Consider the following 26,099-nt stretch of genomic DNA (forward strand, 5'->3'; position numbering starts at 1 on the left):
ATTGTCCTTACTTGGCGGCAATCGCCGCCAAAATACGTACCCAAGAGCGCTGGCCTTTGTGGAAAGAGTTGAGCTCATATTTTTCATTGGGCGAATGGATGCGATCATCTTCGAGGCCGAAGCCGACGAGCAGGGATTCCATGCCGAGGAATTTGTCGAAATCGCCAACAATCGGGATCGACCCGCCCATGGCGATCAGCACGGCTGGCTTCGGCCACTCGTCGGAAAGCGCATCCTTGGCCTTGGAAACCAGTGGTGAGTCATATGGCAGCTGAATGGCAGGCGAACCGCCATGCGGATGGAACTCGACCGAGCAATCGGCTGGCAGGCGCTCTTGCACAAAAGCGCGGAACGCTTCGCGGATTTTAACCGGGTCTTGCTTGTGAACGAGACGGAACGAAACCTTGGCGGAAGCTTGCGCTGCAATCACCGTCTTGAAGCCGTCACCGGTATAACCGCCGATGATGCCGTTGACTTCCGCAGTCGGGCGCGCCCAGGTCAGTTCGAGAATGCTGCGGCCTTTTTCGCCCGAGGGAATCGAAAGACCAATGGGGCCAAGGAAGTTTTCAGCCGTGCGGCCAAGGCTTTCCCATGATTGCAAAATCTGTGACGGGGTTTCTTCAACACCTTCATAGAAACCCGGAACGGTGACGCGGCCAGTCTCATCATGCAGGTCGGCAAGAATTTTTGCGAGAATATGAATAGGATTGGCCGCCGCGCCACCAAAAAAGCCTGAATGCAGATCGCGGTCCGCAGCCTTGATGACAATCTCTTCACCAACCAGCCCGCGCAGACCAACGCTGATCGCTGGCGTTTCAGTGTCCCACATCGAGGTGTCGCAAACGAGCGCCACATCGGCTTTCAGCTCTTGCTTGTGCGCATCAAGGAATGGCTTGAGCGATGGTGAGCCGGATTCTTCTTCGCCTTCAAACAGCAATGTCACTTTCACCGGCAGGTTGCCATTGACGGCCTTATAAGCACGGCAGGCTTCCACAAAGGTCATCAGCTGGCCCTTGTCGTCGGATGTGCCGCGACCGGTGAGGATTTTGCGGCCATTGCCAACATCCTTGATTGCTGGCTCGAACGGATCATTTTCCCAAAGGTTCAGCGGATCAACCGGCTGCACATCATAATGGCCGTAGAAGAGCACATGCGGCGCATCAGCGGTTGCACCTTCATGATGCGCAACCACCATCGGATGGCCGGGCGTATCGCGCACACTCGCATCAAAACCAATAGATTTGAGGTCCTCGACCAGCCATTCAGCCGCCTTACGGCAATCGGCCTTGTAAGCCGGATCGGTAGAAATCGACTTGATCCGCAAAAGATCGAACAGATGGTCGATGCTTTTATCGAGATTGGAATCGATATGATTGAGGACTTTATCGAGTGATTGGGTGGACATGGATACTTCCTGACGAGTCGTAATGCTGCTGCACAGTACAACTGGCAGGCCCAAGAAGAAACCCAATATGAACGCAAAACTGAGAGCTGAAAATGAATTGGCCGTTGCGGTGAGGGGGTACCACAACGGCCATATCACTACACTCAAAAACGACAGCCCGGAGAGGGGAATGAGGCTGTCGCTTACAACCGGCATCCAACGGGGGACGGGTCAGAAAACCGGCGATCAACATACTGTCGATGAACTGCAAATGGCCCTGCAACTGTGGCTATTCAAGGGCATTTAAGATTACAAATTCGTAACATAAACGTTATCAAAATAAGAGATTTGCATGAACGAGGCGAGAAAAAGCCACCTTTCAAGTGGACACTCGTTTCTCCTGACACATGGCTGGTTTTCTTTGGGCTTTGTTTCCTTTAATCCTAAGCCATGAAAAAAGGCGATCATCTCTTCCTCATCGACGGCTCGGGCTATATTTTCCGTGCCTATCATGCTCTGCCACCCCTGACCCGCAAGACGGATGGCTTGCCGGTGGGCGCTGTGTCCGGTTTTTGCAACATGTTGTGGAAGCTGTTGAAAGATGCACGCAATACGGATGTGGGTGTGGTCCCGACCCATTTCGCGGTCATTTTTGACTATTCGTCACAAACTTTCCGTAAGGAAATTTATCCCGAATATAAGGCCAACCGCACCGCACCGCCGGAAGATTTGATTCCGCAATTCGGCCTGATCCGACAGGCAACACGTGCTTTCAATCTGCCAAGCATCGAAAAAGAAGGCTTTGAGGCCGACGATCTGATCGCGACCTATGCGCGTCTGGCAGAGGCTGCGGGCGGCGATGTCACCATCATTTCGTCCGACAAGGACCTCATGCAGCTCGTCACACCGAGCGTGTCCATGTATGACAGCATGAAGGACAAGCAGATTTCGATCCCGGAAGTGGTTGAGAAATGGGGTGTGCCACCTGAAAAAATGATCGACCTGCAATCGTTGACCGGCGACAGCACCGATAATATACCCGGAATTCCGGGTATCGGGCCTAAAACCGCTGCACAATTGCTCCAAGAGTTTGGCGATCTTGATACGCTTTTGGCCCGCGCATCTGAAATCAAGCAGAACAAGCGCCGTGAAAATATCATCGCCTATGCCGATCAGACCAAGATCGCGCGCGAACTCGTCACACTCAAGACCGATGTGCCGCTGGATGTTGATCTGGATGGCCTTGTGCTTGAGCCACAAAATGGCCCGAAGCTGATCGGCTTCCTCAAGGCGATGGAATTTACATCGCTGACGCGCCGTGTGGCGGAAGCAACGGACACCGATGCATCGGCCGTTGAACCATGCCATATCGAAACGGAGTGGGGTGCGGATGCGCACGGCCCCGATGTTGATGTCCCGGCAAGCTCGGATTCTGCATCATCTGAAACCGCAGTTCGCGAAGCGCTTAATGTCAGCGGTTACACGCCCAAAGCGCTGGCTGAAAGCCGTGCTTCAACGGCGCTTGCGCAGAAAATCGACACCACGGCCTATATTTGCATTCGCGATCTTTCCACGCTGAACGCGTGGCTCGATGAAGCGATTGAGACTGGTCTTGTTGCTTTCGATACCGAAACCAATTCGCTTGATCCGATGCAGGCCGATCTGATTGGCTTTTCGCTGGCTCTTGCTCCGGGCAAGGCTGCCTATATCCCGCTCCAGCATAAATCCGGTGCAGGCGATCTTTTGGGCGGCGGCATGGTTGAAGGGCAGATTCCGCTTGATCAGGCTCTGACTGCTTTGAAGCGCATTCTTGAGGATAAGTCCGTCCTCAAGATCGCACAGAACATGAAATATGACTGGCTGGTCATGCGTCGTCACGGCATTAACACCGTATCTTTTGATGACACGATGCTGATTTCCTATGTGCTGGATGCGGGCGCTGGTGGCCATGGTATGGACCCATTGTCCGAGCGCTGGCTCGGCCATACGCCAATCGCTTATAAGGACGTGGCGGGCAGCGGCAAAAGTGCAGTCACATTTGATATGGTGGAGATTGATCGTGCAACGGCCTACGCAGCCGAAGATGCCGATGTGACGCTGCGCCTCTGGCAGGTGTTGAAGCCACGTCTCGCCGCAGAAGGCCTTGCATCGGTTTATGAACGTCTGGAACGGCCGCTGGTCGATGTGCTGGCCCGTATGGAAGAGCGCGGCATTTCGGTTGACCGGCAGGTTCTCTCGCGCCTGTCCGGCGATCTCGCGCAGTCTGCTGCGCGTTATGAAGATGAAATCTACGAACTGGCTGGCGAAAAATTCAACATTGGATCGCCAAAGCAGCTTGGCGATATTCTGTTTGGCAAGATGGGGCTTCCGGGTGCCTCCAAGACCAAAACCGGTCAGTGGTCCACGTCGGCGCAGGTGCTCGAAGATCTGGCAGCCGAAGGTCTGCCTCTGCCGCGTAAGATCGTTGACTGGCGTCAGCTGACCAAGCTCAAATCCACCTATACCGATGCGCTGCCGGGCTTTATTCACCCACAGACCAAACGCGTGCATACCTCTTATGCAATGGCGTCCACATCAACGGGGCGGCTGTCTTCGTCTGAGCCGAACCTGCAGAACATTCCGGTGCGCACGGCTGAAGGCCGCAAAATCAGAACGGCGTTCATCGCTGAACCGGGTAACAAGCTGATTTCTGCCGATTACAGCCAGATCGAATTGCGTGTTTTGGCGCATGTTGCTGATATTGCGCAGCTGAAACAGGCTTTTGCAGATGGCATCGATATTCATGCCATGACCGCTTCGGAAATGTTCGGCGTTCCGGTCGAAGGCATGGCTCCCGAAGTGCGCCGCCGCGCCAAGGCGATCAATTTCGGTATCATTTACGGCATTTCGGCTTTTGGCCTCGCCAATCAGCTTTCCATTCCGCGTGAAGAAGCAGGACAATATATCCGCACCTATTTCGAGCGCTTCCCGGGCATCAAAGATTATATGGAAGCGACCAAGGCTTTTGCGCGCGAACATGGTTATGTCGAAACCATCTTTGGCCGCCGCGCGCATTATCCTGATATTCGGGCTTCCAATCCGCAGGTTCGCGCCTTCAATGAACGCGCAGCAATCAATGCCCCTATTCAGGGCTCAGCTGCCGATATTATCCGCCGTGCTATGATCCGTATGGAAAATGCACTCAGCGATGAGAAGCTCAGCGCGCGTATGCTCTTGCAAGTCCACGATGAATTGATCTTCGAAGTGCCTGAAAATGAGGTCGAGAAGACAATCCCTCTCGTGCGGCATGTCATGGAAAATGCCGCCATGCCTGCCGTGTCGCTTTCTGTGCCGCTACAGGTCGATGCGCGTGCAGCGCATAACTGGGATGAAGCGCATTGAGGGCTTAGCCGGTTGACCTGAGAGGTCTGACACGATAGGTAAGCGGCAATTCTGTTGCTTCGGTAGTCGTCAGTGGGTTTGTGGCCAAAGGGTTTGCGGCCAAGGGTGTCGACTTGTGAAGCTTTTTTGAAAGTTAATCATGTCTCTGCCTGAATCCATTGCTCCGGCTCTCTCCGGAGCATTAACCGCTCGCGGTTACAACACACTCACCGCTGTTCAGAACGCTGTTCTGGCACCGGAAACACTTCACGGCGATCTGCTCGTTTCCGCACAGACCGGCTCCGGCAAGACCGTTGCTTTCGGTCTTTCTATGGCTTCCACAATCCTTGGTGATGAGCTGCGCTTCGCGAATGCGGGCGCACCACTTGCCATGATTATTGCGCCAACGCGTGAGCTGGCTTTGCAGGTTCAGCGCGAACTGGAATGGCTTTATGCCGATACCGGTGCGCGTATCGCTTCCTGTGTTGGCGGTATGGATATCCGTTCTGAGCGCCGCGTGCTCGAACGCGGTTCGCATATTGTTGTCGGCACGCCGGGCCGTCTGCGCGATCATATTACGCGCAATGCGCTGGATATGTCGCAACTGCGCGTTGTTGTGCTTGATGAAGCCGACGAAATGCTCGATATGGGCTTCCGTGAAGATCTCGAATTCATTCTGGGCGAAGCACCGGCAGACCGTCGCACATTGATGTTCTCGGCAACCGTACCAAAGCCGATTGCACAGCTTGCCAAGCGTTTCCAGAAAGATGCGCTGCGCATTTCTGCTGCCGGTGAAGCCGGACAGCATGCGGATATTGATTATTTCGCGATGCCGGTTCCACCGCAGGAACGCGACCACGCGATCATCAATACGCTTCTTTATTATGATGCACAGAACTCGATCATTTTCTGCTCAACCCGTGAAGCTGTGAAGCATATGGCGAGCCGCCTTTCCAATCGTGGCTTTGCAGTTGTGGCACTTTCGGGTGAATTGAGTCAGGCCGAGCGCAACAACGCGCTCCAGTCGATGCGTGATGGCCGTGCCCGCGTTTGCGTTGCGACCGATGTTGCAGCCCGCGGTATCGATCTGCCTAATCTTGATCTCGTGATCCACGCTGATTTGCCAAACAATGCGGAAACCATGTTGCACCGTTCGGGCCGTACCGGCCGTGCGGGCCGCAAGGGCACATGCGTTCTGGTGGTTCCTTTCTCGCGTCGCCGCATTGCAGAACGTCTTTTGCATATGGCAAAGCTTGATGCCCAGACTGTTCCGGCTCCCGGCATTGCAGCAGTTCAGGCCAAGAATTACGAACGCATTCTCAACGGCAGCGCGCTCAGCCAGCCCGTGGAAGAAGAGCATCAGGATCTGTTGAAAGCATTGACCGAGCGTTATACGCCCGAACAGATCGCGAGCGCTTTCCTTAATCGTGAACTCGCAGCACTCCCTGCCGCCGAAGAAGTTTCTGATGCACCGATTCATCCGGTTGGCAGCAAGAAGCCGCGCGAGCGCAGTGATCGTCCAGAACGGGGCGAGCGCTTTGATCGTGGCGAGCCGGGTGAACGTTTCGACCGCAATGCGCGTTTTGATGGCGTTTGGTTCTCGGTTTCTGCCGGTCGCAAGCATCGTGCCGATCCAAAGTGGCTGTTGCCGCTGATCTGCAAGGCTGGCGATGTTTCCAAGCGTGAAGTCGGTTCGATCAAGATTTTCGACAATGAAACCCGCTTTGAAATCGTCGCTTCAAAGGCCGATGAATTCCGTCGTTCGGTTGAAGAACGCGGCACGGGTGAAAAGGGTCTTGTCATCCGCCCAGCCGTTGCAGGCGCTGGTGGTGATGCAACGCCTCGCGAAGGCAAGCGCGATTTCAAGCCGCGCAGCGACAAACCAAGAAGCGATTCCCGTGATGGCGCAAAAGGTGGCTGGTCAAAGCCAAAGGGCGACTTCAAGAAAGACGGTTTCAAGAAGGACGGCAAGAAATCCGGCGAAGGCTTTTCCAAGAAGCCACGTAGTGCCTGATTGTTCTCAATGAAAAGGCCCCGCTTGCGGGGCCTTTTCATTGATCCAATATGCAAAAAGCCCCGGAAGATTTTGTCTTCCGGGGCTTTATTTTTAACTACACGTCCAGATTGGCAACGCTGAGTGCATTTTCTTGAATGAACTCGCGGCGCGGCTCGACTTCATCACCCATCAGGCGTGAGAACAGCGAATCTGCATCGGTCGCGTCGTTGACCTTAACCTGCAACAGCGAACGAACATTTGGATCGAGTGTGGTTTCCCAAAGCTGTTCGGCGTTCATTTCGCCCAAGCCTTTGTAACGCTGCAACGTCAGGCCCTTGCGGCCTGTTGCGAAGATCGCATCCAGCAGTGCCATCGGGCCGGAAAGCGTTTCCGACTTGTCCTTGCGGCGCAGAACTGGCGGTTCGGCAAAAATTTCCGACAGGCGCGAAGCCACGCGGTCGATCTGACGGGCATCGGCAGACCCGAGCAGGGCCATATCGAGAATGGCAACATCCTTCACACCACGCACCATGCGCTCAAAGCGATAGCCGCCGTCTTCGGTGACATGCGCCGTCCAGCCACGCTCGGTTTCTTCCGAAATCATGTCGAGGCGCTTGGCAACGATATCTGCGGACGTGTGCGACGTTGTGTCGTTTGCGCTGGCACTCGGGTTGAGCAGGCCGGCAATCGCGGCCTGTTCAACGACACTGCGGTCATAGCGCGTATGCAGACCCGAAAGAAGCTGACGCAGCGTGCGCGCATCATCAACCACCGACCGAAGGTCCGGTCCGGCGCGGACTTCGCCGCTGCTGATTGCAAGCGCCGCTTCTTCGAGGCCGGTTTCGATGAGGAAATCCTCAAAGGCCGCTTCGTTCTTGATATATTGCGAGGACTTGCCGCGCGACACCTTATAGAGCGGTGGCTGTGCGATATAAATATGGCCGCGTTCAATCAGCTCGGGCATCTGACGGAAGAAGAAGGTCAACAGCAGCGTCCGAATATGCGCACCGTCGACGTCAGCATCCGTCATGATGATGATTTTGTGGTAGCGCAGCTTGTCAGGATTGAAGCCGTGCGCCTCATCCTTGCCGATCGACGTGCCAAGCGCTGTGATCAGTGTGCCGACCTGATCGGACGAGATCATGCGGTCAAAGCGCACGCGTTCCACATTGAGGATCTTACCGCGCAGCGGCAGAATCGCCTGATTCTGGCGCGAACGACCGCTCTTTGCGGAACCGCCAGCGGAATCACCCTCGACGATGAAGATTTCTGACTTTGCAGGATCACGTTCCTGACAGTCGGCCAGCTTGCCGGGAAGCGACGTCACGCTCAGATTGCTTTTGCGGGTGATGTCGCGTGCCTTGCGGGCTGCTTCGCGAGCGGCGGCTGCCTGAATAACCTTTTCAACAATGATCTTGCCGCCGGATGGGTGCTCTTCCAGCCAGGTTGAAAGCGCTTCATTGACGAGGCTTTCCACCACTGGACGCACTTCCGAGGAAACCAGCTTGTCCTTGGTCTGCGACGAGAATTTTGGATCGGGAACCTTGACCGAAAGAACGGCGGTCAGACCTTCACGGCAATCATCGCCGGTCAGACTGACCTTTTCCTTCTTGGTCATGCCGGACGAATCCGCATAGCCCGTCACCTGACGTGTCAGTGCGCCGCGGAAACCGGCCAGATGGGTGCCACCATCGCGCTGTGGAATGTTGTTGGTGAAGCACAGCACCTTTTCGTGGTAGGAATCATTCCACCACATCGCGACTTCAACGGTCATACCGTCTTTTTCGCTTTTGATATAAATCGGTGTTTCCAGAAGCGATTTCTTGCTCTGGTCGATATATTTCACGAACTCAACAACACCACCGTCATAGTGCAGTTCCTGCTCCTTGACGTCGGCATGGCGGCGATCAGAAAGCAGGATGCGCACACCGGAATTCAGGAATGCCAATTCACGCAGACGACGCTCCAGCGTGTCATAGTCAAAATCAACCATGGTGAATGTTTCAGGCGAGGGCAGGAAGCTTACTTCGGTGCCTGTATCGCTGCCAGCATCACCGGTAACGATGAGCGGCGCATCGGCAACGCCATGCGTGAAGGCCATTTCGTGAATTTTGCCAGCGCGGCGGATTTTCAATCTCAGCCAGATTGAAAGCGCGTTCACAACCGAGACGCCAACGCCGTGCAGACCACCGGAAACCTTATAGGAATTCTGGTCGAACTTACCGCCAGCATGGAGCTGGGTCATAATGACTTCGGCAGCCGAAACGCCTTCTTCCTTGTGAATGTCAGTCGGAATACCGCGACCGTTATCGGTTACGGTGCAAGAGCCATCGGCATTGAGTGTGACGGTGACAAGCGTTGCATGTCCCGCCAGCGCTTCGTCAATGGCGTTGTCCACGACTTCATAGACCATGTGATGCAGGCCTGAGCCGTCATCCGTATCACCAATATACATGCCCGGACGCTTGCGAACTGCGTCGAGGCCTTTCAGAACACGAATGGAATCCGCGCCATATTCGGCGGGGGCTTCGGAATTCATCTCTGGAGTCTCGCTCATGAAAATCTTTCGAAAATGCGCCGCGAATGCAGCCTTAAAGCCTGCTGCAATGGCAGCATCAAATACCCTGTCGAATCACACGACAAACATGGCTTTAATATAGGCGTTAACGGCGATTTTTCCAAATTTTGGGGTCAAATTTGCCGGGGATTCCACTCATTTGGTGCAGGATGAAGCGTCAGGGTGGTGCGCAATCTCTGGAAGTGCCACAATTGCCCCTTATATGCTTATCTGACGGGGACATTCTCGACACGAGGAGCACGTCATGGAAAGCAAAATTGCGATGAAAAAAGCCGCCAGCCCTTTCGTGCCGCCCGCACCGCGCCCGCGCGAAAAGCCGGTTGGGCGCTTCGAGATGATGCGTGTGGTTTACAAGAACCCGCTCGAATTGTGGGGTGAGCCTTCCTATAACGACCCTTGGGTTTCGGTAAGCTGGCTGGGTATCAAAACCATCATAGCCAATGATCCCGGCCTCATCCGTCATGTGCTGGTCGATAATGCTGCAAACTATCCAATGTCTGCCATCCGCCAGCGCGTGCTCCGCCCGCTTCTGCGCGATGGATTGCTGACTGCCGAGGGCCAAGTCTGGAAGCGCTCGCGCAAGGCGATGGCGCCGGTCTTTACCCCGCGTCATATCGGCGGTTTTGCGCTCGCCATGCGCGATCGCTCCCGCCAGTTTGTCGAGCGTTACAAGACCAACGGCATCATCACCGATGTCGCGCACGACATGACGCTGCTCACCTATGACATTCTCGCGGAAACGTTGTTCTCCGGCGAAATTGCCGGTGATCCGAATGATTTCGCCCGCCAGATCGACAAGCTTTTTGAAACCATGGGCCGCGTCGATCCATTTGATCTTCTTGGCTTGCCCGAATGGCTGCCCCGCTTCACGCGATTACGCGGCAACAAATCGCTGAGTTTCTTCCGCGAACTGGTTTCTGATACAATCGCCTTGCGCAAAACACGCATGGATAAAGGCGAAGACGTTCCGAATGATTTCCTGACCTTGCTTTTGCGCGCCGAGGGACCGGACGGTTTGAGCCGCTCGGAAATTGAAGATAACATCATCACTTTCATTGGGGCGGGGCATGAGACGACGGCCCGTGCGCTTGGCTGGACGCTCTATTTGCTCGCCAAGGCACCGCAGGAACGCGCGCGTGTTGAGGCTGAGATCGATGCATTTTTTGCAGGTGGTGGACATGATCTGCCGCCGCAGGAGTGGCTGGCAAAATTGCCGCTGACGCGTGCAGCTTTTGAAGAAGCAATGCGGCTTTATCCGCCAGCGCCGTCAATCAACCGCGAGGCCGCAACGGATGACACCTATGGAGATTTGAAAATTGCCAAGGGAACGGCTGTTCTGGTGATGCCGTGGGTGATCCACCGTCACAGGCTTTACTGGGATCAGCCGGATGCCTTCATGCCTGAACGCTTCTGGCCCGAAAACCGCGACAAACTTGATCGCTTTCAATATCTGCCATTTGGTGCAGGTCCGCGGGTCTGCATCGGTGCAAGCTTCGCGCTTCAGGAGGCGGTGATTGCGCTTGCAACCTTGCTTGATGGCCGTCGTTTCGACGTGCTGGAGACGACAAGGCCATGGCCGGTGCAGAAACTCACAACCCAGCCACAGGGCGGTCTGCCGATGAAGGTGGTGATGAGAATATAAATTTTAGGTATCTATTTTCAGCAACTATATTGCCAAATCAAGCGGCTCCAATGACATAAATTCAGTGACTGGAAAGTCTTGATTTAGTTTACTATAGTGAAAATTGTATGAGTTTTTTATTCCTTTATTAATGGTTTTCCTATTTACATCAAGAGCATCTATTTCACTTTTCGAGTACATATATCCATTGAGTTTTTTTATTATATGTGGAAATTGATCCATGAATTGATGATTCCTTTCAATTGTCATTGATCCATCTAATAAAATATTATTTTCTCTTTTTAATTCGGATTTTCCACCAAATCCTATATAGGTAGTGAATTTATCGCCATATTTATCTATTCCATATTTAATCGATAGGGAGTTATGTGTACTTGTTTTTATTTTATACAAATAAGTATTGTCGTTTTTTATATTATTGTAAGGTGATTCTAAGGAGGTATCGTTGCGATGCAGGTTCCTTAACTCTGAAAAACTCCTATAATCAATAACTTTGATTTGTGAATTGCTGATGTATTTATTTAGACCGTCTCTACTGCCAACAAATTGAATGTTATTATTTGTAAGGTGTGGTGATGCGTACGGATTTTTTGGGTAAAATTCGCTTGAATCGAAGCCATTTTTAATTACTTGTAGAGGGGTACCGCGATCTAAACGATAACCAGTTATAAACATTTCTTCAGCCTCGAAGCTGTTCCAGCGCATTGAGCCAAATGACCCGGGTGATAGGTATCGAATATCTAGCATCTGTAAATCCAATATAATTATTTAAAAGTAACATTGCTTGACTTGTAATAATTTTAGGTGACACCCAGTAAATTATTACAAGTCAATTAATGTTAGAACCTGTTATTTTTAACAGAATATATCATAAGTATTATTTATTGTTTTATCGATATATTATTATTTTTATATATGGAATAATTAAGCTAATTCGTTGATTTCTGGAATGTATTTATAATGTTGTTATTGATTTTCATATTCTTTCCGCTCGCCAAGGCACCGCAGGAACGCGCGCGTGTTGAGGCTGAGATCGATGCATTTTTTGCAGGTGGTGGACATGAGCTGCCGCCGCAGGAGTGGCTGGCAAAATTGCCGCTGACGCGTGCAGCTTTTGAAGAAGCAATGCGGCTTTATCCGCCAGCGCCGTCAATCAACCGCGAGGCCGCAACGGATGACACCTATGGAGATTTGAAAATTGCCAAGGGAACGGCTGTTCTGGTGATGCCGTGGGTGATCCACCGTCACAGGCTTTACTGGGATCAGCCGGATGCCTTCATGCCTGAACGCTTCTGGCCCGAAAACCGCGACAAACTTGATCGCTTTCAATATCTGCCATTTGGTGCAGGTCCGCGGGTCTGCATCGGTGCAAGCTTCGCGCTTCAGGAGGCGGTGATTGCGCTTGCAACCTTGCTTGATGGCCGTCGTTTTGACGTGCTGGAGACGACAAAGCCATGGCCGGTGCAGAAACTCACAACCCAGCCACAGGGCGGTCTGCCGATGAAGGTGGTGAGGCGTTAGGCGACCCCAATGGCGATCCGGGCAAGACGCGGATATTCGGGATCAGCCAAATTACTGAGGCTTTCAAGGTCATCGGGACTGAACCATCCAAGCTCAGAATGTTCATCGCAAACGTTTCGCGGTTCGCCACCGTCCCATTCCGTAATCTGATAAATATGGCTGATGGAATCGCCGTATAGGTCCGGCCTTTTCTCATCCACTGCGCCGATCTTCTGAAACTGCGTTGGACGAATGCCGAGTTCTTCGCCCATCTCCCGAACCAGCGCCTGTTCCAGTGTTTCACCGGGCTCAACATGACCTCCCGGCGCATCCCAATGATTGGGCCACGCCTTCTTCCACGGTGAGCGCAGGCCCATCAGAATTTTTCGCTCGTCATTGACCAGCATGGCACCTACCGTGACAACTTTATCCTTCATCCTGGCGCTCCTGTCATAGCGATGCGTTTGTCAGTCAACTTAACAGCGGGCTTACCAACGCACATCGCCAATTTTTAACGGCCAAGATGTTTGGAATGCCATTGGAGATGCTCATCCATGAAGGACGAGATGAAGAAATAGGAATGGTCATAGCCTTCGCGCATATTGAGTGTGAGTGGGATGCCAGCTTTCTTGCAGACTTCTTCCAATAGCCAAGGACGCAGACCTTCATCGAGAAAACCATCTGCCGTGCCCTGATCGATCAGAAACTCAGGAAAGCGCGCGCCATCCTCAATCAGCAACGTCGCGTCATAGGCGCGCCATGCGCGCTCTTCCATACCGAGATATTTTTGAAATGCAGGCTTCGACCAGTCGGCTGTTGAAGGCTGAACAATCGGTGCGAAAGCCGATGCAGATTTGAAGCGCTCAGGATTTTTCAACGCAATCGTTAATGCACCATGTCCGCCCATCGAATGGCCGGTGATGGCCTGACGCGCCATGTCGAGCGGGAATTCTTGTGCCACCAGCTCGGTCAGTTCCTTGGTGATGTAGCTATACATCTGATAGTTCTTGGCAAAAGGCTCCTGCGTGGCATCGACATAAAAGCCAGCACCTTTGCCAAACTGCCAGTTCTGCGGCTCGTCAGGCACATGTTCACCGCGTGGGCTGGTATCCGGGCAAATAACGGCAATTCCCAATTCGGAAGCCTTTTGCCGATATTCACCCTTGTCCATCACATTCTGATGCGTGCAGGTAAGGCCGGAGAGATACCACAGCACAGGCACCGGACCGTCCTTGGCCTGTGGCGGCAGGAAAACGGCAAAGGTCATTTCGCACTGATTGGTTTCGCTTTTATGACGATAGACGCCCTGTGTTCCACCAAAGCATTTTGCAGTTGAGATCGTTTCCATGAATAACCCTAACTCCCAAGCGCCACGACCACATTCACTGTCGCTGCGACAAGGACCGTATTGAAAAAGAATGACACGACGCTGTGCAGAAGCGTTACTTTTCGCATCGCGGTCGTCGTGACATTGGTGTCGGAAGTCTGTGCCGTCATGCCGATGGTGAAGGCGTAATAGGCGAAATCCCAGCCGGATGGCGCGGGCGTCTCAGGAAATGCAAATCCACCTTTCACGCGGCTGGCATGGGCTGAATCTTTTCCGGCAGGTTCTGTTGGTTGCCAAAACATATGAGCGTAGTGAATCGCCGTCATCATGTGGATTGTGCACCATCCCAGCGGTACCGCGGCAAGCGTCATAATCAGCGAAAACAGATCGGCTTGGGGTTTCTGATTGATCAGAACGAACAGCGACACGATCGCCACAACAACGGTGGCAAAAGTCACCAGAAAAATGATCCAGGTAGGCTCATCCGCTGTTGCTGCATGTTTTTTAAGATAGGACGCTGTGAGCTTGGGTAAAGCCACAAGCGCCAGAACGAGATAGAGCACAAAGAAACAGTTGGCCCCGATGACCGGGGCGAGCGGACTTTTTAAAAGCCAGGCAATAATGAAGATTGCCGCACCGCCAATGGCTGCCAGATAAAAGGACATATGGCGGTGTAGCAAAAGCATCAGGTGGCACTTTCCTGTGGTGTAAGCCGCATGTCGACATGCGGAATACCGTCTTCGAGATATTCTTCCGAAACAGCGACAAAGCCGAATGAGCCATAGAATTTCTGCAAATGGCTCTGTCCGCCAAGCTCGATGGCAATGCCCGGAAAACGCGCCTGTGCAAAGACAATCGCCTCTTTCATCAGCCGCTGACCAAGCTTGTAACCACGATAATCCCGCGCCACGACGACACGTCCGATTTTCACCGGCTTGCCATCCTTCTCCGGCGGCAGAACCCGCAAACTCGCTGCAAGTTCTTCACCATCGAGAATGCGCAAGTGAAACGCGTCGTAATCCTTGCCGTCGATTTCGGGGTATGGGCAATTCTGCTCCACCACAAAAACGTCCACGCGCAGCTTCAGCATCGCATAAAGCGCGCGCGGGGTCAGCTTGTCGATTTCATCCCAATGGGAAATGAAACGCTTTTCACCCATCAGTACACAATCACCGAGCGGATGGACTTGCCTTCATGCATCAGATCAAAGGCCGTGTTGATTTCATCAAGCGGCATGGTGTGGGTGATGAGGCTGTCGATGTCGATCTTGCCTTCCATGTACCAGTCAACGATTTTCGGCACATCGGTACGACCGCGTGCGCCACCAAAGGCAGTGCCCTTCCAGACGCGTCCGGTGACGAGCTGGAACGGACGTGTCGCGATTTCCTTGCCGGCTTCGGCCACGCCGATGATGATCGATTCACCCCAGCCGCGATGGCAGCATTCGAGCGCTTGACGCATGACATCGGTGTTGCCGGTGGCATCGAACGAATAATCCGCGCCGCCGTCCGTCAGGTCCTGAATGGCTTGCACGACCTTGTCATTGCCGATTTCGCGCGGGTTGATAAAGTCGGTCATGCCGAATTTCTTGGCCATTTCCACCTTGGATGGATTGATGTCCACACCAATGATCTTGTCTGCACCAACCATGCGCGCGCCCTGAATGACATTGAGGCCAATGCCGCCAAGACCGAACACCACAACATTGGAACCCGGACGAACTTTTGCCGTGTAAATAACCGCGCCAATGCCGGTGGTGACGCCGCAACCAATATAGCAGATCTTGTCAAAAGGCGCATCTTCGCGAACCTTGGCAACTGCGATTTCCGGCAGAACGGTGAAGTTCGAGAAGGTCGAGCAGCCCATATAATGGAACACTTCGCCGCCGTCGCATGAAAAGCGGGTGGTGCGGTCTGGCATCAGGCCCTGACCCTGCGTTGCGCGGATCGAGGTGCAGAGGTTCGAACGCTGCGACAGGCAGGTTTTGCACTGGCGGCATTCCGGCGTGTAAAGCGGGATCACGTGATCGCCCGGCTTGACCGAAGTCACACCCGCACCCACTTCGCGCACAATGCCAGCACCTTCATGGCCTAGGATTGCCGGAAACTTGCCTTCTGAATCAAGACCGGAAAGCGTGTAGGCGTCGGTGTGGCAAACGCCGGTCGCCATGATTTCGACCAGCACTTCGCCAGCGCGTGGGCCACCGATTTCAACGGTTTCGATGGTGAGCGGCTTTTTTGCCTCCCAGGCAACGGCTGCGCGTGACTTCATGTTTGCAATCCTTTTTTCCGTGCGACCTATTTGAGATAGGTGCGCAAAATCCGCATGATTTCGTCGATCTCTGCATCGGGATCAGCCACAGCATCGCGAGCTATTGTCTCGCGTGCTTTTCCGAATGTCTCGCGAAAATGGCTTTCCAGCACTTCCGCCATCAATCCGTTGGCAGCCCCGCGCATTGCTGCAATCTGCTGCAAAAGGGCCGCACATTCCGTACCTTCTTCCACCGCACGCTCCAGCGCCTCGGCCTGCCCTTTAATACGGCGCAGGCGCGTCAAAGCGCGCTTCTTGTCTTCCGGTGAATGCGGCATGGAATCTCCCGATTTTCACGAAGCCTATATACTATAGGGGAGTATGTCAATTGCTCCCGAATTGCCTTTTGTGAGCATGGTTTTCTCAGCAATTGGCGTGGCCCGGATTTTATAGCATTTCCAGCAAAAGTGCGAAGCGGTTTTGCATCGGATAATGCGTAAAAACAAACAGTTACAGCGGTTCAATCTTAACTGGAGCTGCTGTAATCCTCAAGTTTGAGATGCAACAGCGGATAAGGGCGTCCCTGATCATCGGTTTCCGAACGACCTGTTTCGACAAAACCCACATGGCGATAAAAGCCTAAGCCTTGCGTGTTCTGCTCGTTCACATCAACGGTCAGCGTGCCGCGTTTTTTCGCGTGCGTAATCATATGTTTGCCAATACCCTTGCCGCGCTGATCGGGCGAAATGAACAGGCTGTCGATATTGTTATCGGTCATGCCCATGAAGCCGACCGGTTTGCCCTCATCCTCGATAACATCGACTTCCACATTTGGCAGATATTGTTCGCCGACCAGCTTTTCGATCTCATCGAAATCTTCACGGCTGAGAAAATCGTGCGTCGCCAGAACGCTTGCGCGCCAGATAGCCGTAAGGGCAGGGGCGTCGGCAGGTGTGGATTTTCGGATATGGATCATCGTCGCTCCTTGTGGGATAAGCACCAAAGCAACGCCTTTATAATACGGAATTTCATTTGACGAGTCTGCCCGATCTTCCCGTTATCCGCATTCTGCCGCAACTGGATGCCGCTTTTGCCAATCATGCAAGTGCAGTTCTGGTTGCCCCTCCCGGCGCGGGTAAGACAACGCTGGTGCCACTGCATTTTTTAAATGCAAGCTGGCGCGGCGATGGCATGATTGTGCTGCTTGAGCCGCGCCGACTGGCAGCACGCGCGAGCGCCCGCCGTATGGCGCAGATCTTGGGTGAAGAGCCGGGCGAAACGGTCGGCTATCGTATGCGCCTTGAAAGCAAGGTCTCGGCGAAGACCAAAATTCTCGTCGTCACTGAGGGCGTTTTTGCACGCATGATCGTCGATGATCCGGACCTCAAGGGCATCGCCGCTGTTCTGTTTGATGAGTTTCACGAGCGTAGCCTTGATGCTGATTTTGGTCTGGCGCTGGCGCTTGATGTGCAGGCCGCTTTGCGCGAGGATCTCAAAATATTGGTTATGTCGGCAACGCTGGATGGTGCGCGGGTAGCCTCACTTTTGGGCGACGCGCCGATTATTGAGAGCGAAGGTCGCGCTTTTCCCGTCGATATTCGCCACCGCGAGCGCAAGCCGGATCAGCGCATTGAAGATGCGATGGTAAGCGCCATCCGTGAAGCGCTGGCGGACGAAACGGGCAGCATTCTCGCTTTCCTTCCCGGTCAGGGCGAGATCGAACGCACCGCAGCAAGCCTGGAAAAATTCCTGCCTGCCAATATCATTCTCGCGCCGCTTTATGGCGCAATGGAGGGCCGAGATCAGGATGCGGCAATCAAGCCAGCGCCCACAGGTTTCCGCAAGGTCGTGCTGGCAACATCCATTGCCGAAACCTCCATCACCATCGATGGGGTTCGGGTGGTGATCGATTCTGGCCTTGCCCGCCTGCCAAAATACGAACCTGCTACGGGCCTCACGCGTCTTGAGACGGTGCGCACGTCACGCGCAAGTGCTGATCAGCGGGCTGGTCGCGCCGGTCGTACCGAGCCGGGCATCGCTATTCGCCTCTGGCATCAGGGTCAAACGGCGTCACTCCCTGCTTTCTCGCCGCCCGAAATTCTGGAGGCCGATCTTTCCGGCCTTGTGCTTGATGCGGCTGCTTGGGGCGTGACCGATCCAGCAACTTTGTCGCTGCTCGATAAGCCACCCGCACCCGCGCTCAAAGAAGCCAAAGCGCTGCTCGTGCGGCTTGGTGCGCTGGATGATGACGGACGCCTAACCGCCGATGGCGAGGCCATGCGCTCACTGGCACTCCCTGCGCGTCTGGCGCATATGGTGGCGGAAGCGGGAAAACGCGGCGAGGCTTTGCGGGCAGCAGAACTCGCCATGCTTTTGACCGAGCGTGGTCTTGGTGGCAATGAAACCGATCTCGATACGCGCATGTCGCGGTTCCGCAATGATCGCTCTGATCGCGCGCAACGCGCAAAAAATCTCGCTAAACGGCTGGCAGCCAATGTGCCAAACAGGGGCGAAGCAGCAGGTTCAAGTGTTGGCCGTATGTTGATTGACGCCTATCCAGACCGTATCGCTAAGGCGCGTGGCGCAAAGGGGCAATTTCTGCTGGCCAATGGGCGTGGTGGCGAAGTCGATCCAGCGATCAGCCTCAGCCGTGCGCAATGGCTGGTGGTGGCCGATATGTCGGGTAAAGCAGGCCGTGCGCGTATCTTGTCTGCGGCAGAAGTGTCAGAGACGGAAATCCGTGCAGCCCTCGGCAATAAGATCGAGAGCGGACGACAGATCGTCTATGATGCGGACAAGAACGCGCTGCGTGCGCGTGAAGCCGTGCGCATCGGCGCGATTGCTTTGTCGGAGAAGCCATTGGCTGCGCCTTCGGGTGCGGTTGCTGATGAGGGCGTCATCGCTGCCGTGCGCGAGCATGGTTTGCAGATTCTGCCATGGGGCAAAGAAGCCGAAATTCTGCGCCGTCGTCTCGGCTGGCTTTATCGCGGGCTTGGCGATCCATGGCCATCGATGGATGACGACAATCTTGTTGAACGTCTTGATGACTGGTTGCTGCCATTTCTCACAGGCGAGGCGCAACTCGACCGCATCCCGGCGCATGTGCTGAAAAACGGTTTGATGAGCCTTGTGCCGTTTGACCTGCAACGCAGCGTCGATCAGCTGGCACCGACGCATTTTGAGGTGCCGACCGGCTCGAATATTCCGATCCGTTATGATGCGGATGAGCCGATCCTGGCCGTTCGTGTACAGGAGTTATTCGGTTTGAGCATTCACCCGGCCATTGCCAATGGCAAAGTACCGCTCCTGCTGGAGCTGCTTTCGCCTGCCCATCGACCAATCCAGATCACGCGCGATCTTCCGGGCTTCTGGGCTGGCTCATGGGCCGATGTGCGCACCGACATGCGTGGTCGCTATCCGCGTCATGTCTGGCCGGAAGATCCGGCCAATGCGCAAGCGACGCGCAGAGCAAAACCGCGCGGCACTTGATGACGATCAAGAATGCAGAACCACGTGAACCTCATCCTGATCGCGGATGTTGAGGCTTTCACGGATACGCTTTTCTGAGATCAGCTCAAGGCAATCGTGCATATGCGATCCGATACGCCGGAAAACCCACACATTCATGGAATGGGAATGCGCGTGAAGCGTGGCCCGCCAAGCCTGCCCTGTGCCGCGGCGCGGCTTGAAAAGTTTGCGCCGCAGGCTGTTGTTCACAATTTCGTGCTGTGGGATAACGATGCTCGGTGGAACGAGGCCGCGATCCAGCGCCTTTAGCTGTTTGCGATGGCTTCGCAGAATGGGTGGATATTCCACGATCTGCACATTCAATGAGCCGGAAGCAAACCGATCCGGCCAGTCGCTAGGTGCATTCAAAAGTTTTTTCTTACCCGGAATAACAAGCTCTGAATGCCTGCCCAAGCCTGATGATATCTTCCCCCTGAAGATAACCATGCGTGCCCTCCTACGCTTGTTATTGGGTGTTATAAATTATTCACAAAATTGACACAATTTATCTGGGCGCGCCCTGAAGGCAACGTGATTGCGCATAAAGCCCGGTAAACTAAGGGGTATCCGTCGTTGCTTGTTAAGCTGCGACTGGATGACACAGTTCTGCTTGCATGAATATTTGCGCTGTCGCATAAGAAGCCAAAAGCGGTTTTGTTCTCGTCAGCTTTTTTGATTGGTATTTTTGAGCACAAAACTGTTTCACATTTTCTGGAATGTCTGGGAGTGGCTATGCACGCAGAATTCGATAATCGCGCTTCCAATCTCTCACGCAGGCCACGTCTGACTACATTGGTGCGTTTGCGCTGGTTGGCTATTGCGGGGCAGACAGCGGCAGTTTTGTTCGTGGCGCTTTATCTGCAATTCAGCTTCGCAATCAGCATTTGCCTCGCCTTGATTTCATCTTCAGCCTGGCTCAATCTCTATCTGGCTTTTCGCTTTCCAAACAATCATCGGCTCAATCCCGATGCTGCAAGTCTGGTGCTGGCTTTCGATATTCTGCAATTGGCGGGGCTGCTTTATCTCACCGGTGGTTTGCAGAACCCGTTTATCATTTTGATGATTGCGCCTGTCATTATCTCGGCGACATCGCTTTCGGTCAGGCATACCTTGGCGCTGGCATTGCTGGTGGTTTTTTGCACCACATTTTTGTTGATGCATCACCGCCCTTTGCCCTGGTATCCGGGTGAAACACTGGTTTTGCCGTTTCTTTTTGTGGGCGGCATCTGGTGCGCCATCATTTCGGCGCTGGGCTTTACCGGCGTCTACGCCTATCGCATCGCCGAAGAAACCCGACAGTTAGGCGACGCTTTGACGGCAACGGAACTCATACTCCAGCGTGAGCAGCATCTGACCGCGCTTGACGGGCTTGCCGCTGCTGCCGCCCATGAACTGGGAACACCCCTTGCCACCATCACGCTTGTGGTCAAGGAAATGCAGCGCACCTATGCAAAAAAGCCCGATAGCGACCCCGCATTGGCGGAAGATATTGCGCTGCTGCAATCGCAGGCGGCGCGCTGTCGCGAAATTTTGCAGCGCCTGACCAGCCTGTCTTCGGAAAATGAAGAACATATGTCACGTTTGCCGTTCTCGTCGCTGATTGAGGAAGTGATTGAGCCGCATCGCAACTTTGGCGTTGCGCTTGAGGTTACAAAGATTGATGGACCCAAGCCTGAACCGGTTGTGCGTCGCAATCCGGGTCTGCTTTATGGACTTGGCAATCTGGTGGAAAATGCCGTCGATTTTGCAAGCGACAAGGTGAGCGTGACCTGGGGTTGGACCGACGCTCATGTGACAGTGACCATCGAAGATGATGGCGAAGGGTTCAAGCCGGAAATTCTTGACCGAATCGGTGAGCCCTACATGACCAGTCGCGACAGCACGCATAATGGCGGTGGCGGACTTGGTCTGGGGCTATTTATTGCGAAAACCTTGCTGGAGCGTTCGGGCGCGCAGATCAGCTTCAGAAACCGAAAGAATCCGGGGCAGGGTGCGGAAGTGAAGGTGGTTTGGCCACGCGCCGCCTTCATTGTAAGCCAATGAAACCATTCAATATTCTATAAATCTGCGCCGTGAATTTCTTTTATATAAAAAGAAAAGGCTGTTTTGATCTTTGAGTCTTTGCTTCAAAAGCGCGTGTAAATACAAGGATTTGCCTACCTCTAATATGGCATTTTTTTGTTCGGATTGCCTCAACAATTCAATGGCTATTTGACTTTTTGACGCAGGGGTATCAATAAGGGAATAAAAATACAGGCAGGAAGCACCCATGGAAGACTTGAAGCAGGAAGACACCGAAGCCATTGGCAACGATCCCACCCTCCTTCTGGTTGATGATGACAAGCCTTTCTTGCAGCGTCTGGCGCGTGCCATGGAAGGCCGTGGCTTTCAGGTGACGACTGCAGAATCGGTTGAAGAAGGTATTGCTGCAGCGAAAGCCGCAGCACCCGCTTATGCTGTGGTCGACATGCGCCTTGGCGATGGAAATGGCCTTGATGTCATCGAAGCCATTCGTTCGCGCCGCACCGATACGCGTGCAATCGTGTTGACCGGCTATGGCAATATCGCGACGGCTGTGAACGCAGTGAAGCTTGGTGCAATCGACTATCTTTCCAAGCCTGCCGATGCCGATGAGGTTTTCGCGGCTCTGACCCGGCGTCCGGGCGAAAAAGTCGCGCCACCGGAAAATCCGATGTCTGCCGACCGCGTTCGCTGGGAACATATTCAACGCGTTTATGAAATGTGTGAGCGCAATGTTTCCGAAACGGCGCGCCGTCTCAATATGCATCGCCGTACTTTGCAGCGGATTCTGGCCAAGCGCGCGCCGCGCTAGTCAATCGAGTTAATCAATGTCTGTCTCGGGGACATTGAGACCTGCAAGCTCTGCTATCGTCAGGCGTGCAGCACCCGCTCGTGCGAAGCGCAGCATCAGCGCCTTGCGGGTCGCGCCGGGAAGCTTGTGTTCCGGCGCATCGCGCAGAATTTCAGCCCCATAACCATCCGATAAGATAAAGCCGCAATCGTCCGGGAAGATGTCGCGTGGCACAGATGGATGTGTCGCAAAAAACAGCCGGTCGCAATAGGCGCGATAGTCCGGCCATTTCCGATCTGCCTTCCAGTCTTCGATGGATGATTTAATCTCAACAATCCAGATTTCGCTTTTGCGACTGACAGCGATCAGATCAGCACGCCGTCCCGAAGCAAGTGGCAATTCGGGCAGCGTTGCCAATCCCATGTCCAGAAACAGGCGTTGTACACCGCGACGCACGAGCATCGCGTTTTCAGATTGCCTTCCATCGGAAAGCGGGTGGGTTTTGTGGGGAATCACGATTGGCATGGCTGTATTGTGCGCTCCTGCCCGCGTGTCGGGCAAACACAAAACACAACCGCGAGGAAAATGGCAAAAAAGAGGCTGCTCATAAATTTTTAAATCACGGTTAACGGCTGGTTAAGAATCCTCCCGCATATTTGCGACCAAGAGAGCAATGCGCTCGTGTTTTTGCTATTTTGGTCTGGGGGAAATTCATGAAGTCTCGCGTCTTGCAACTGGCCGCAACGCTGCTTCTGGGCGGAATGCTCGCCGGCTGTTCCACTGTTGGTGGCACATTCTATACGGCATCCTATTCGTCGGTCAGCGATGCTGGTTATACAATTCCCGCCATTCCGAATGAAAAAATCCCGCAGCAATATCGTCGCCAGATCGTCAAATATCAGACCAACGAAGCGCCGGGCACGATTATCGTCGATACGGGCGAGAAGTTCCTTTATCTGGTGCAGCCGGATGGCAAAGCGATGCGTTACGGCATCGGCGTGGGTCGCGAAGGCTTCGGCTGGTCGGGAACAGCGCGTGTTGCCATGAAGCGTGAATGGCCGACATGGACGCCACCAGCGGCTATGATCAAGCGTCAGCCGGAGCTGGCGAAATATCGCAACGGTATGCAACCCGGTCTCAAGAACCCGCTGGGTGCACGTGCGCTTTATCTCTACAATAAGAGCGGCGACACCGGCTATCGTATTCATGGAACGCCGGAATGGTGGTCGATCGGCAAGGCGATGTCATCAGGCTGCGTTCGCATGATGAATCAGGATATTCTAGATCTTTATGAGCGTGCCGAACAAGGAGCCAAGGTTATCGTCCGATAAGATAAGATATAAAAAAGGCCGCTGAAAAGCGGCCTTTTTGTTAGCATTTATAAAGACTTAAATCTGCTCGACCTGCTGCACTTCCGGTACGAAATGGCGCAGAAGGTTCTGAATGCCGTGCTTGAGCGTCGCCGTCGATGACGGGCAACCGGAGCATGCACCCTTCATGTGCAAAAACACGGTCCCGTTTTCAAAACCGCGGAAGGTGATATCGCCGCCATCCTGTGCCACAGCCGGGCGGACGCGGGTTTCGATCAGCTCCTTGATCGTTTCAACGATCTCAACATCGGCTTCATCGAAGAATTCTTCTTCATCATGAGCATCCCCGGCGGCTGCACCTGCATTGCCAGCCATGGCAGCTGCGCCCGACATGAAATGTTCCATGATCGTGCCCAGAATAGCCGGTTTCAGATGCTGCCATTCGCCGTCTTCCTTGGTGACTGTGATAAAATCATAACCAAAGAAAACGCCGGTGACGCCCGGAACTGCGAACAGCTTGGCTGCAAGCGGCGATGTATTGCCTGCGCTTGCGGCATCGCGGAAATCCGCAGTACCCTCTGGCATGACCACTTTACCCGGCAGAAACTTGAGGGTTGCCGGGTTTGGTGTGGTCTCGGTCTGGATGAACATCGTCGTTCTCCGCTTTCACTGTCTGAAACTTTTCGTAAACATGGATAGGCGTAAAGGCAGATTTTGCCAAGAACGGTCCTACATAATCTATCATCAATATAGGGTGATTAGGTCACCGCATCAATGTCTTCATCGGAAAGACTGGATGGAATGACGGTCACAGGGATCTGGAACTGGGCGCGATTGGCAATAGACTGGACGAGAGGGCCGGGGCCGTCTTTGCCGGAACCTGCAGCCAGCACAAGAATGGCTATGTCCTGATCTTCTTCAATGAGGCTGGGCAATTCATCACTGATCAACCCTTCGCGGATGATCAGCTCCGGCTCAATGCCCTGTTCTTCACGCACTTTGGCTGCGAATTTTTCAAGCGTCGAGCGTGCACGTTCTTCAGCTTCAGCACGCATAATTTCGCCAACGCCCAGGATTTGTTGAAAATCGGAATTGTCGATGACAAAAAGCATGACCAACGCGCCATTTGAGTTTTTGGCGCGGCGCGCGGCATAAGCAACGGCACGCCCGCATTCAGGCGTCTCGTCAATCACGGCAAGAAACTTGCGGCGGTGACCGGCTTCCCGGCTAAGTCGTTTTGATACCATGGCGATAATGTGGCATTCTAAGACGTCGCCCGCAAGCAGGCGACGTCAGAATATTACACGTCATATTTATCAGTCTTGCAGCCAGCCGATGATGTCGCGCACATGACGCATATTGGTTTCTGCAACCGTTCTTGCGCGTTCGCCACCATCTTTCAGAACACTGTCGATATAGGCAGGATCAGCCACCAGACGACGCATTTCATGGGTGATTGGCGACAGTTTTGAAACTGCCAGATCAGCAAGAGCAGCTTTGAATTCGGAGAACTGACGTCCACCGAATTCACCCAGAATGTCTTCCTTCGACTTTGAAGAAAGGGCTGCATAGATACCGACAAGGTTGTCCGCTTCCGGCCGTCCAGCCAGGCCATCAATTTCCGAAGGCAAGCCTTCCGAGTCGGTCTTGGCCTTGCGGACCTTCTTGTTGATGGTGTCTTCGTCATCAATCAGATTGATGCGCGACAGATCCGACGGATCAGATTTCGACATTTTCTTGGTGCCATCGCGCAGCGACATGATGCGCATGGCTGGACCCGAAATCATCGGCTCGGTCAGCGGGAAGAAGCCGGAAACCTGCTCGTCTCCCACCTGCATATCCACGCCGATACCGAGTGACGCGATGCGGTCGGAATAATCATTGTTGAATTTTTGGGCGATGTCGCGCGTCAGCTCCAGATGCTGTTTCTGATCTTCGCCCACAGGCACATGCGTTGCGCGATAAAGCAGAATGTCAGCCGCCATCAGGCTTGGATAAGCGAAGAGGCCGAGCGAAGCATTTTCGCGATCCTTGCCAGCCTTGTCCTTGAACTGCGTCATGCGGCTCATCCAGCCGATGCGCGCCACGCAGTTGAACACCCATGCAAGCTCGGCGTGCTGCATCACGCGGCTCTGGTTGAAAACGATGCTGCGCTTGGGGTCGATACCGGCGGCAAGGAAGGCAGCCGTGACTTCGCGTGTTGACTGAATGAGTTCGAGCGGATCGGGTGAGACGGTCAGCGCGTGCATATCGACCACGCAATAAATGCATTCCTGTGTTTCCTGCACCTCGACCCACCGCTTGATGGCACCCAGATAATTACCAAGGTGAAGGTTTCCGGTCGGTTGAACGCCGGAGAAGACAAGCGGCTTAAACGTGCTCATGATATGATCCTGATGTTGGCCTTCGCCGGTGGAGAGCGAAGGGTATTTA

The 26,099-nt window shown here is 53.8% G+C and carries 24 protein-coding genes; 9 read left to right on the forward strand and 15 right to left on the reverse strand.

Going from position 1 to position 26,099, the window contains the following annotated elements:
- Positions 1–7: 7 nt before the first annotated feature.
- Positions 8–1,405 carry a dipeptidase gene (locus ABE527_RS01245; RefSeq protein WP_265982691.1) on the reverse strand — a complete coding sequence of 466 codons (1,398 nt, stop codon included), beginning with the start codon at positions 1,403–1,405 and terminating at the stop codon, positions 8–10.
- Positions 1,406–1,472: 67 nt separating this feature from the next.
- Here ABE527_RS01245 and ABE527_RS01250 point away from each other — a divergent pair, with 67 nt between their 5' ends.
- The 3 genes from ABE527_RS01250 to ABE527_RS01260 all read left to right on the forward strand — a co-directional run bounded on the left by ABE527_RS01250 (position 1,473) and on the right by ABE527_RS01260 (position 6,758).
- On the forward strand, positions 1,473–1,691 hold the full coding sequence (locus ABE527_RS01250; RefSeq protein ID WP_265982692.1) for a hypothetical protein: 219 nt from the start codon (positions 1,473–1,475) through the stop codon (positions 1,689–1,691).
- 143 nt (positions 1,692–1,834) lie between these two features.
- On the forward strand, positions 1,835–4,765 hold the full coding sequence (gene polA, locus ABE527_RS01255) for a DNA polymerase I (RefSeq protein WP_265982693.1): 2,931 nt from the start codon (positions 1,835–1,837) through the stop codon (positions 4,763–4,765).
- A 139-nt stretch (positions 4,766–4,904) separates the two neighbouring features.
- Positions 4,905–6,758, forward strand: coding sequence for a DEAD/DEAH box helicase (locus ABE527_RS01260; protein WP_499695849.1), 1,854 nt, complete (start codon positions 4,905–4,907; stop codon positions 6,756–6,758).
- A gap of 97 nt (positions 6,759–6,855) precedes the next feature.
- Here ABE527_RS01260 and gyrB read toward each other — a convergent pair whose 3' ends face one another.
- Positions 6,856–9,297 carry a DNA topoisomerase (ATP-hydrolyzing) subunit B gene (gene gyrB, locus ABE527_RS01265; protein WP_265982695.1) on the reverse strand — a complete coding sequence of 814 codons (2,442 nt, stop codon included), beginning with the start codon at positions 9,295–9,297 and terminating at the stop codon, positions 6,856–6,858.
- Positions 9,298–9,580: 283 nt separating this feature from the next.
- Between gyrB and ABE527_RS01270 the strand changes: the two genes are divergently transcribed.
- Positions 9,581–10,960, forward strand: coding sequence for a cytochrome P450 (locus ABE527_RS01270; protein WP_499696310.1), 1,380 nt, complete (start codon positions 9,581–9,583; stop codon positions 10,958–10,960).
- Positions 10,961–10,984: 24 nt separating this feature from the next.
- Here the strand turns inward: ABE527_RS01270 and ABE527_RS01275 are convergent, their stop codons facing one another.
- Positions 10,985–11,707 carry a hypothetical protein gene (locus ABE527_RS01275; protein ID WP_499695850.1) on the reverse strand — a complete coding sequence of 241 codons (723 nt, stop codon included), beginning with the start codon at positions 11,705–11,707 and terminating at the stop codon, positions 10,985–10,987.
- 222 nt (positions 11,708–11,929) lie between these two features.
- Between ABE527_RS01275 and ABE527_RS01280 the strand changes: the two genes are divergently transcribed.
- The gene (locus ABE527_RS01280; RefSeq protein ID WP_499696311.1) at positions 11,930–12,481 is read left to right on the forward strand and encodes a cytochrome P450; all 552 of its coding nucleotides are present in this window, start codon (positions 11,930–11,932) and stop codon (positions 12,479–12,481) included.
- On the opposite strand, the gene ABE527_RS01285 is transcribed toward ABE527_RS01280, so the two are convergent.
- The 7 genes from ABE527_RS01285 to ABE527_RS01315 form a co-directional block, all read right to left on the reverse strand.
- The gene (locus ABE527_RS01285; protein ID WP_265982696.1) at positions 12,478–12,897 is read right to left on the reverse strand and encodes an NUDIX hydrolase; all 420 of its coding nucleotides are present in this window, start codon (positions 12,895–12,897) and stop codon (positions 12,478–12,480) included. The two genes, ABE527_RS01280 and ABE527_RS01285, sit on opposite strands and share 4 nt — an antisense overlap.
- Before the next feature lie 74 nt (positions 12,898–12,971).
- The gene (gene fghA, locus ABE527_RS01290; protein WP_499695851.1) at positions 12,972–13,808 is read right to left on the reverse strand and encodes an S-formylglutathione hydrolase; all 837 of its coding nucleotides are present in this window, start codon (positions 13,806–13,808) and stop codon (positions 12,972–12,974) included.
- A gap of 8 nt (positions 13,809–13,816) precedes the next feature.
- Entirely contained in the window at positions 13,817–14,473 is a 657-nt protein-coding gene (locus tag ABE527_RS01295) for a DUF1345 domain-containing protein (RefSeq protein ID WP_499695852.1), read from the reverse strand.
- Positions 14,473–14,946 (reverse strand): GNAT family N-acetyltransferase, encoded by a 474-nt coding sequence (locus tag ABE527_RS01300; RefSeq protein ID WP_499695853.1) that lies wholly within the window; start codon positions 14,944–14,946, stop codon positions 14,473–14,475. Before ABE527_RS01300 ends, ABE527_RS01295 begins: the two co-directional genes overlap by 1 nt.
- Positions 14,946–16,058 carry an S-(hydroxymethyl)glutathione dehydrogenase/class III alcohol dehydrogenase gene (locus ABE527_RS01305; RefSeq protein WP_187543493.1) on the reverse strand — a complete coding sequence of 371 codons (1,113 nt, stop codon included), beginning with the start codon at positions 16,056–16,058 and terminating at the stop codon, positions 14,946–14,948. Before ABE527_RS01305 ends, ABE527_RS01300 begins: the two co-directional genes overlap by 1 nt.
- A 26-nt stretch (positions 16,059–16,084) precedes the next feature.
- On the reverse strand, positions 16,085–16,375 hold the full coding sequence (locus tag ABE527_RS01310) for a metal/formaldehyde-sensitive transcriptional repressor (protein WP_499693307.1): 291 nt from the start codon (positions 16,373–16,375) through the stop codon (positions 16,085–16,087).
- 188 nt (positions 16,376–16,563) lie between these two features.
- Entirely contained in the window at positions 16,564–17,013 is a 450-nt protein-coding gene (locus tag ABE527_RS01315; protein ID WP_499695854.1) for an acetyltransferase, read from the reverse strand.
- A gap of 56 nt (positions 17,014–17,069) precedes the next feature.
- Between ABE527_RS01315 and hrpB the strand changes: the two genes are divergently transcribed.
- Positions 17,070–19,526, forward strand: a complete 2,457-nt coding sequence (gene hrpB / locus ABE527_RS01320) for an ATP-dependent helicase HrpB (protein WP_499695855.1) — start codon at positions 17,070–17,072, stop codon at positions 19,524–19,526.
- A gap of 6 nt (positions 19,527–19,532) precedes the next feature.
- Here the strand turns inward: hrpB and ABE527_RS01325 are convergent, their stop codons facing one another.
- A complete protein-coding gene (locus ABE527_RS01325) occupies positions 19,533–19,991 on the reverse strand; it encodes a DUF120 domain-containing protein (RefSeq protein WP_499695856.1) in 459 nt (152 codons plus the stop codon).
- Between the two features lie 285 nt (positions 19,992–20,276).
- On the opposite strand from ABE527_RS01325, the gene ABE527_RS01330 reads away from it, so the two are divergent.
- Both ABE527_RS01330 and regA read left to right on the forward strand, forming a co-directional pair.
- On the forward strand, positions 20,277–21,587 hold the full coding sequence (locus ABE527_RS01330; protein WP_265982704.1) for an ActS/PrrB/RegB family redox-sensitive histidine kinase: 1,311 nt from the start codon (positions 20,277–20,279) through the stop codon (positions 21,585–21,587).
- A 226-nt stretch (positions 21,588–21,813) separates the two neighbouring features.
- The gene (regA, locus tag ABE527_RS01335; protein WP_024898183.1) at positions 21,814–22,377 is read left to right on the forward strand and encodes a global response regulator transcription factor RegA; all 564 of its coding nucleotides are present in this window, start codon (positions 21,814–21,816) and stop codon (positions 22,375–22,377) included.
- 9 nt (positions 22,378–22,386) lie between these two features.
- Here regA and ABE527_RS01340 read toward each other — a convergent pair whose 3' ends face one another.
- On the reverse strand, positions 22,387–22,881 hold the full coding sequence (locus tag ABE527_RS01340) for an MmcB family DNA repair protein (RefSeq protein WP_265982705.1): 495 nt from the start codon (positions 22,879–22,881) through the stop codon (positions 22,387–22,389).
- Positions 22,882–23,069: 188 nt separating this feature from the next.
- Here ABE527_RS01340 and ABE527_RS01345 point away from each other — a divergent pair, with 188 nt between their 5' ends.
- Positions 23,070–23,687 (forward strand): L,D-transpeptidase, encoded by a 618-nt coding sequence (locus ABE527_RS01345; RefSeq protein ID WP_499693312.1) that lies wholly within the window; start codon positions 23,070–23,072, stop codon positions 23,685–23,687.
- Positions 23,688–23,744: 57 nt separating this feature from the next.
- On the opposite strand, the gene ABE527_RS01350 is transcribed toward ABE527_RS01345, so the two are convergent.
- From ABE527_RS01350 to trpS, 3 genes are all read right to left on the reverse strand, one after another.
- Positions 23,745–24,317 (reverse strand): NifU family protein, encoded by a 573-nt coding sequence (locus ABE527_RS01350; protein WP_265982707.1) that lies wholly within the window; start codon positions 24,315–24,317, stop codon positions 23,745–23,747.
- Positions 24,318–24,424: 107 nt separating this feature from the next.
- A complete protein-coding gene (locus ABE527_RS01355) occupies positions 24,425–24,913 on the reverse strand; it encodes a universal stress protein (RefSeq protein WP_265982708.1) in 489 nt (162 codons plus the stop codon).
- Between the two features lie 69 nt (positions 24,914–24,982).
- Positions 24,983–26,050, reverse strand: a complete 1,068-nt coding sequence (gene trpS, locus ABE527_RS01360; RefSeq protein ID WP_499695857.1) for a tryptophan--tRNA ligase — start codon at positions 26,048–26,050, stop codon at positions 24,983–24,985.
- Between the last annotated feature and the right edge of the window lie 49 nt (positions 26,051–26,099).

Source organism: Brucella sp. TWI432, assembly GCF_039674445.1.
GTDB lineage: Bacteria > Pseudomonadota > Alphaproteobacteria > Rhizobiales > Rhizobiaceae > Brucella > Brucella chromiisoli.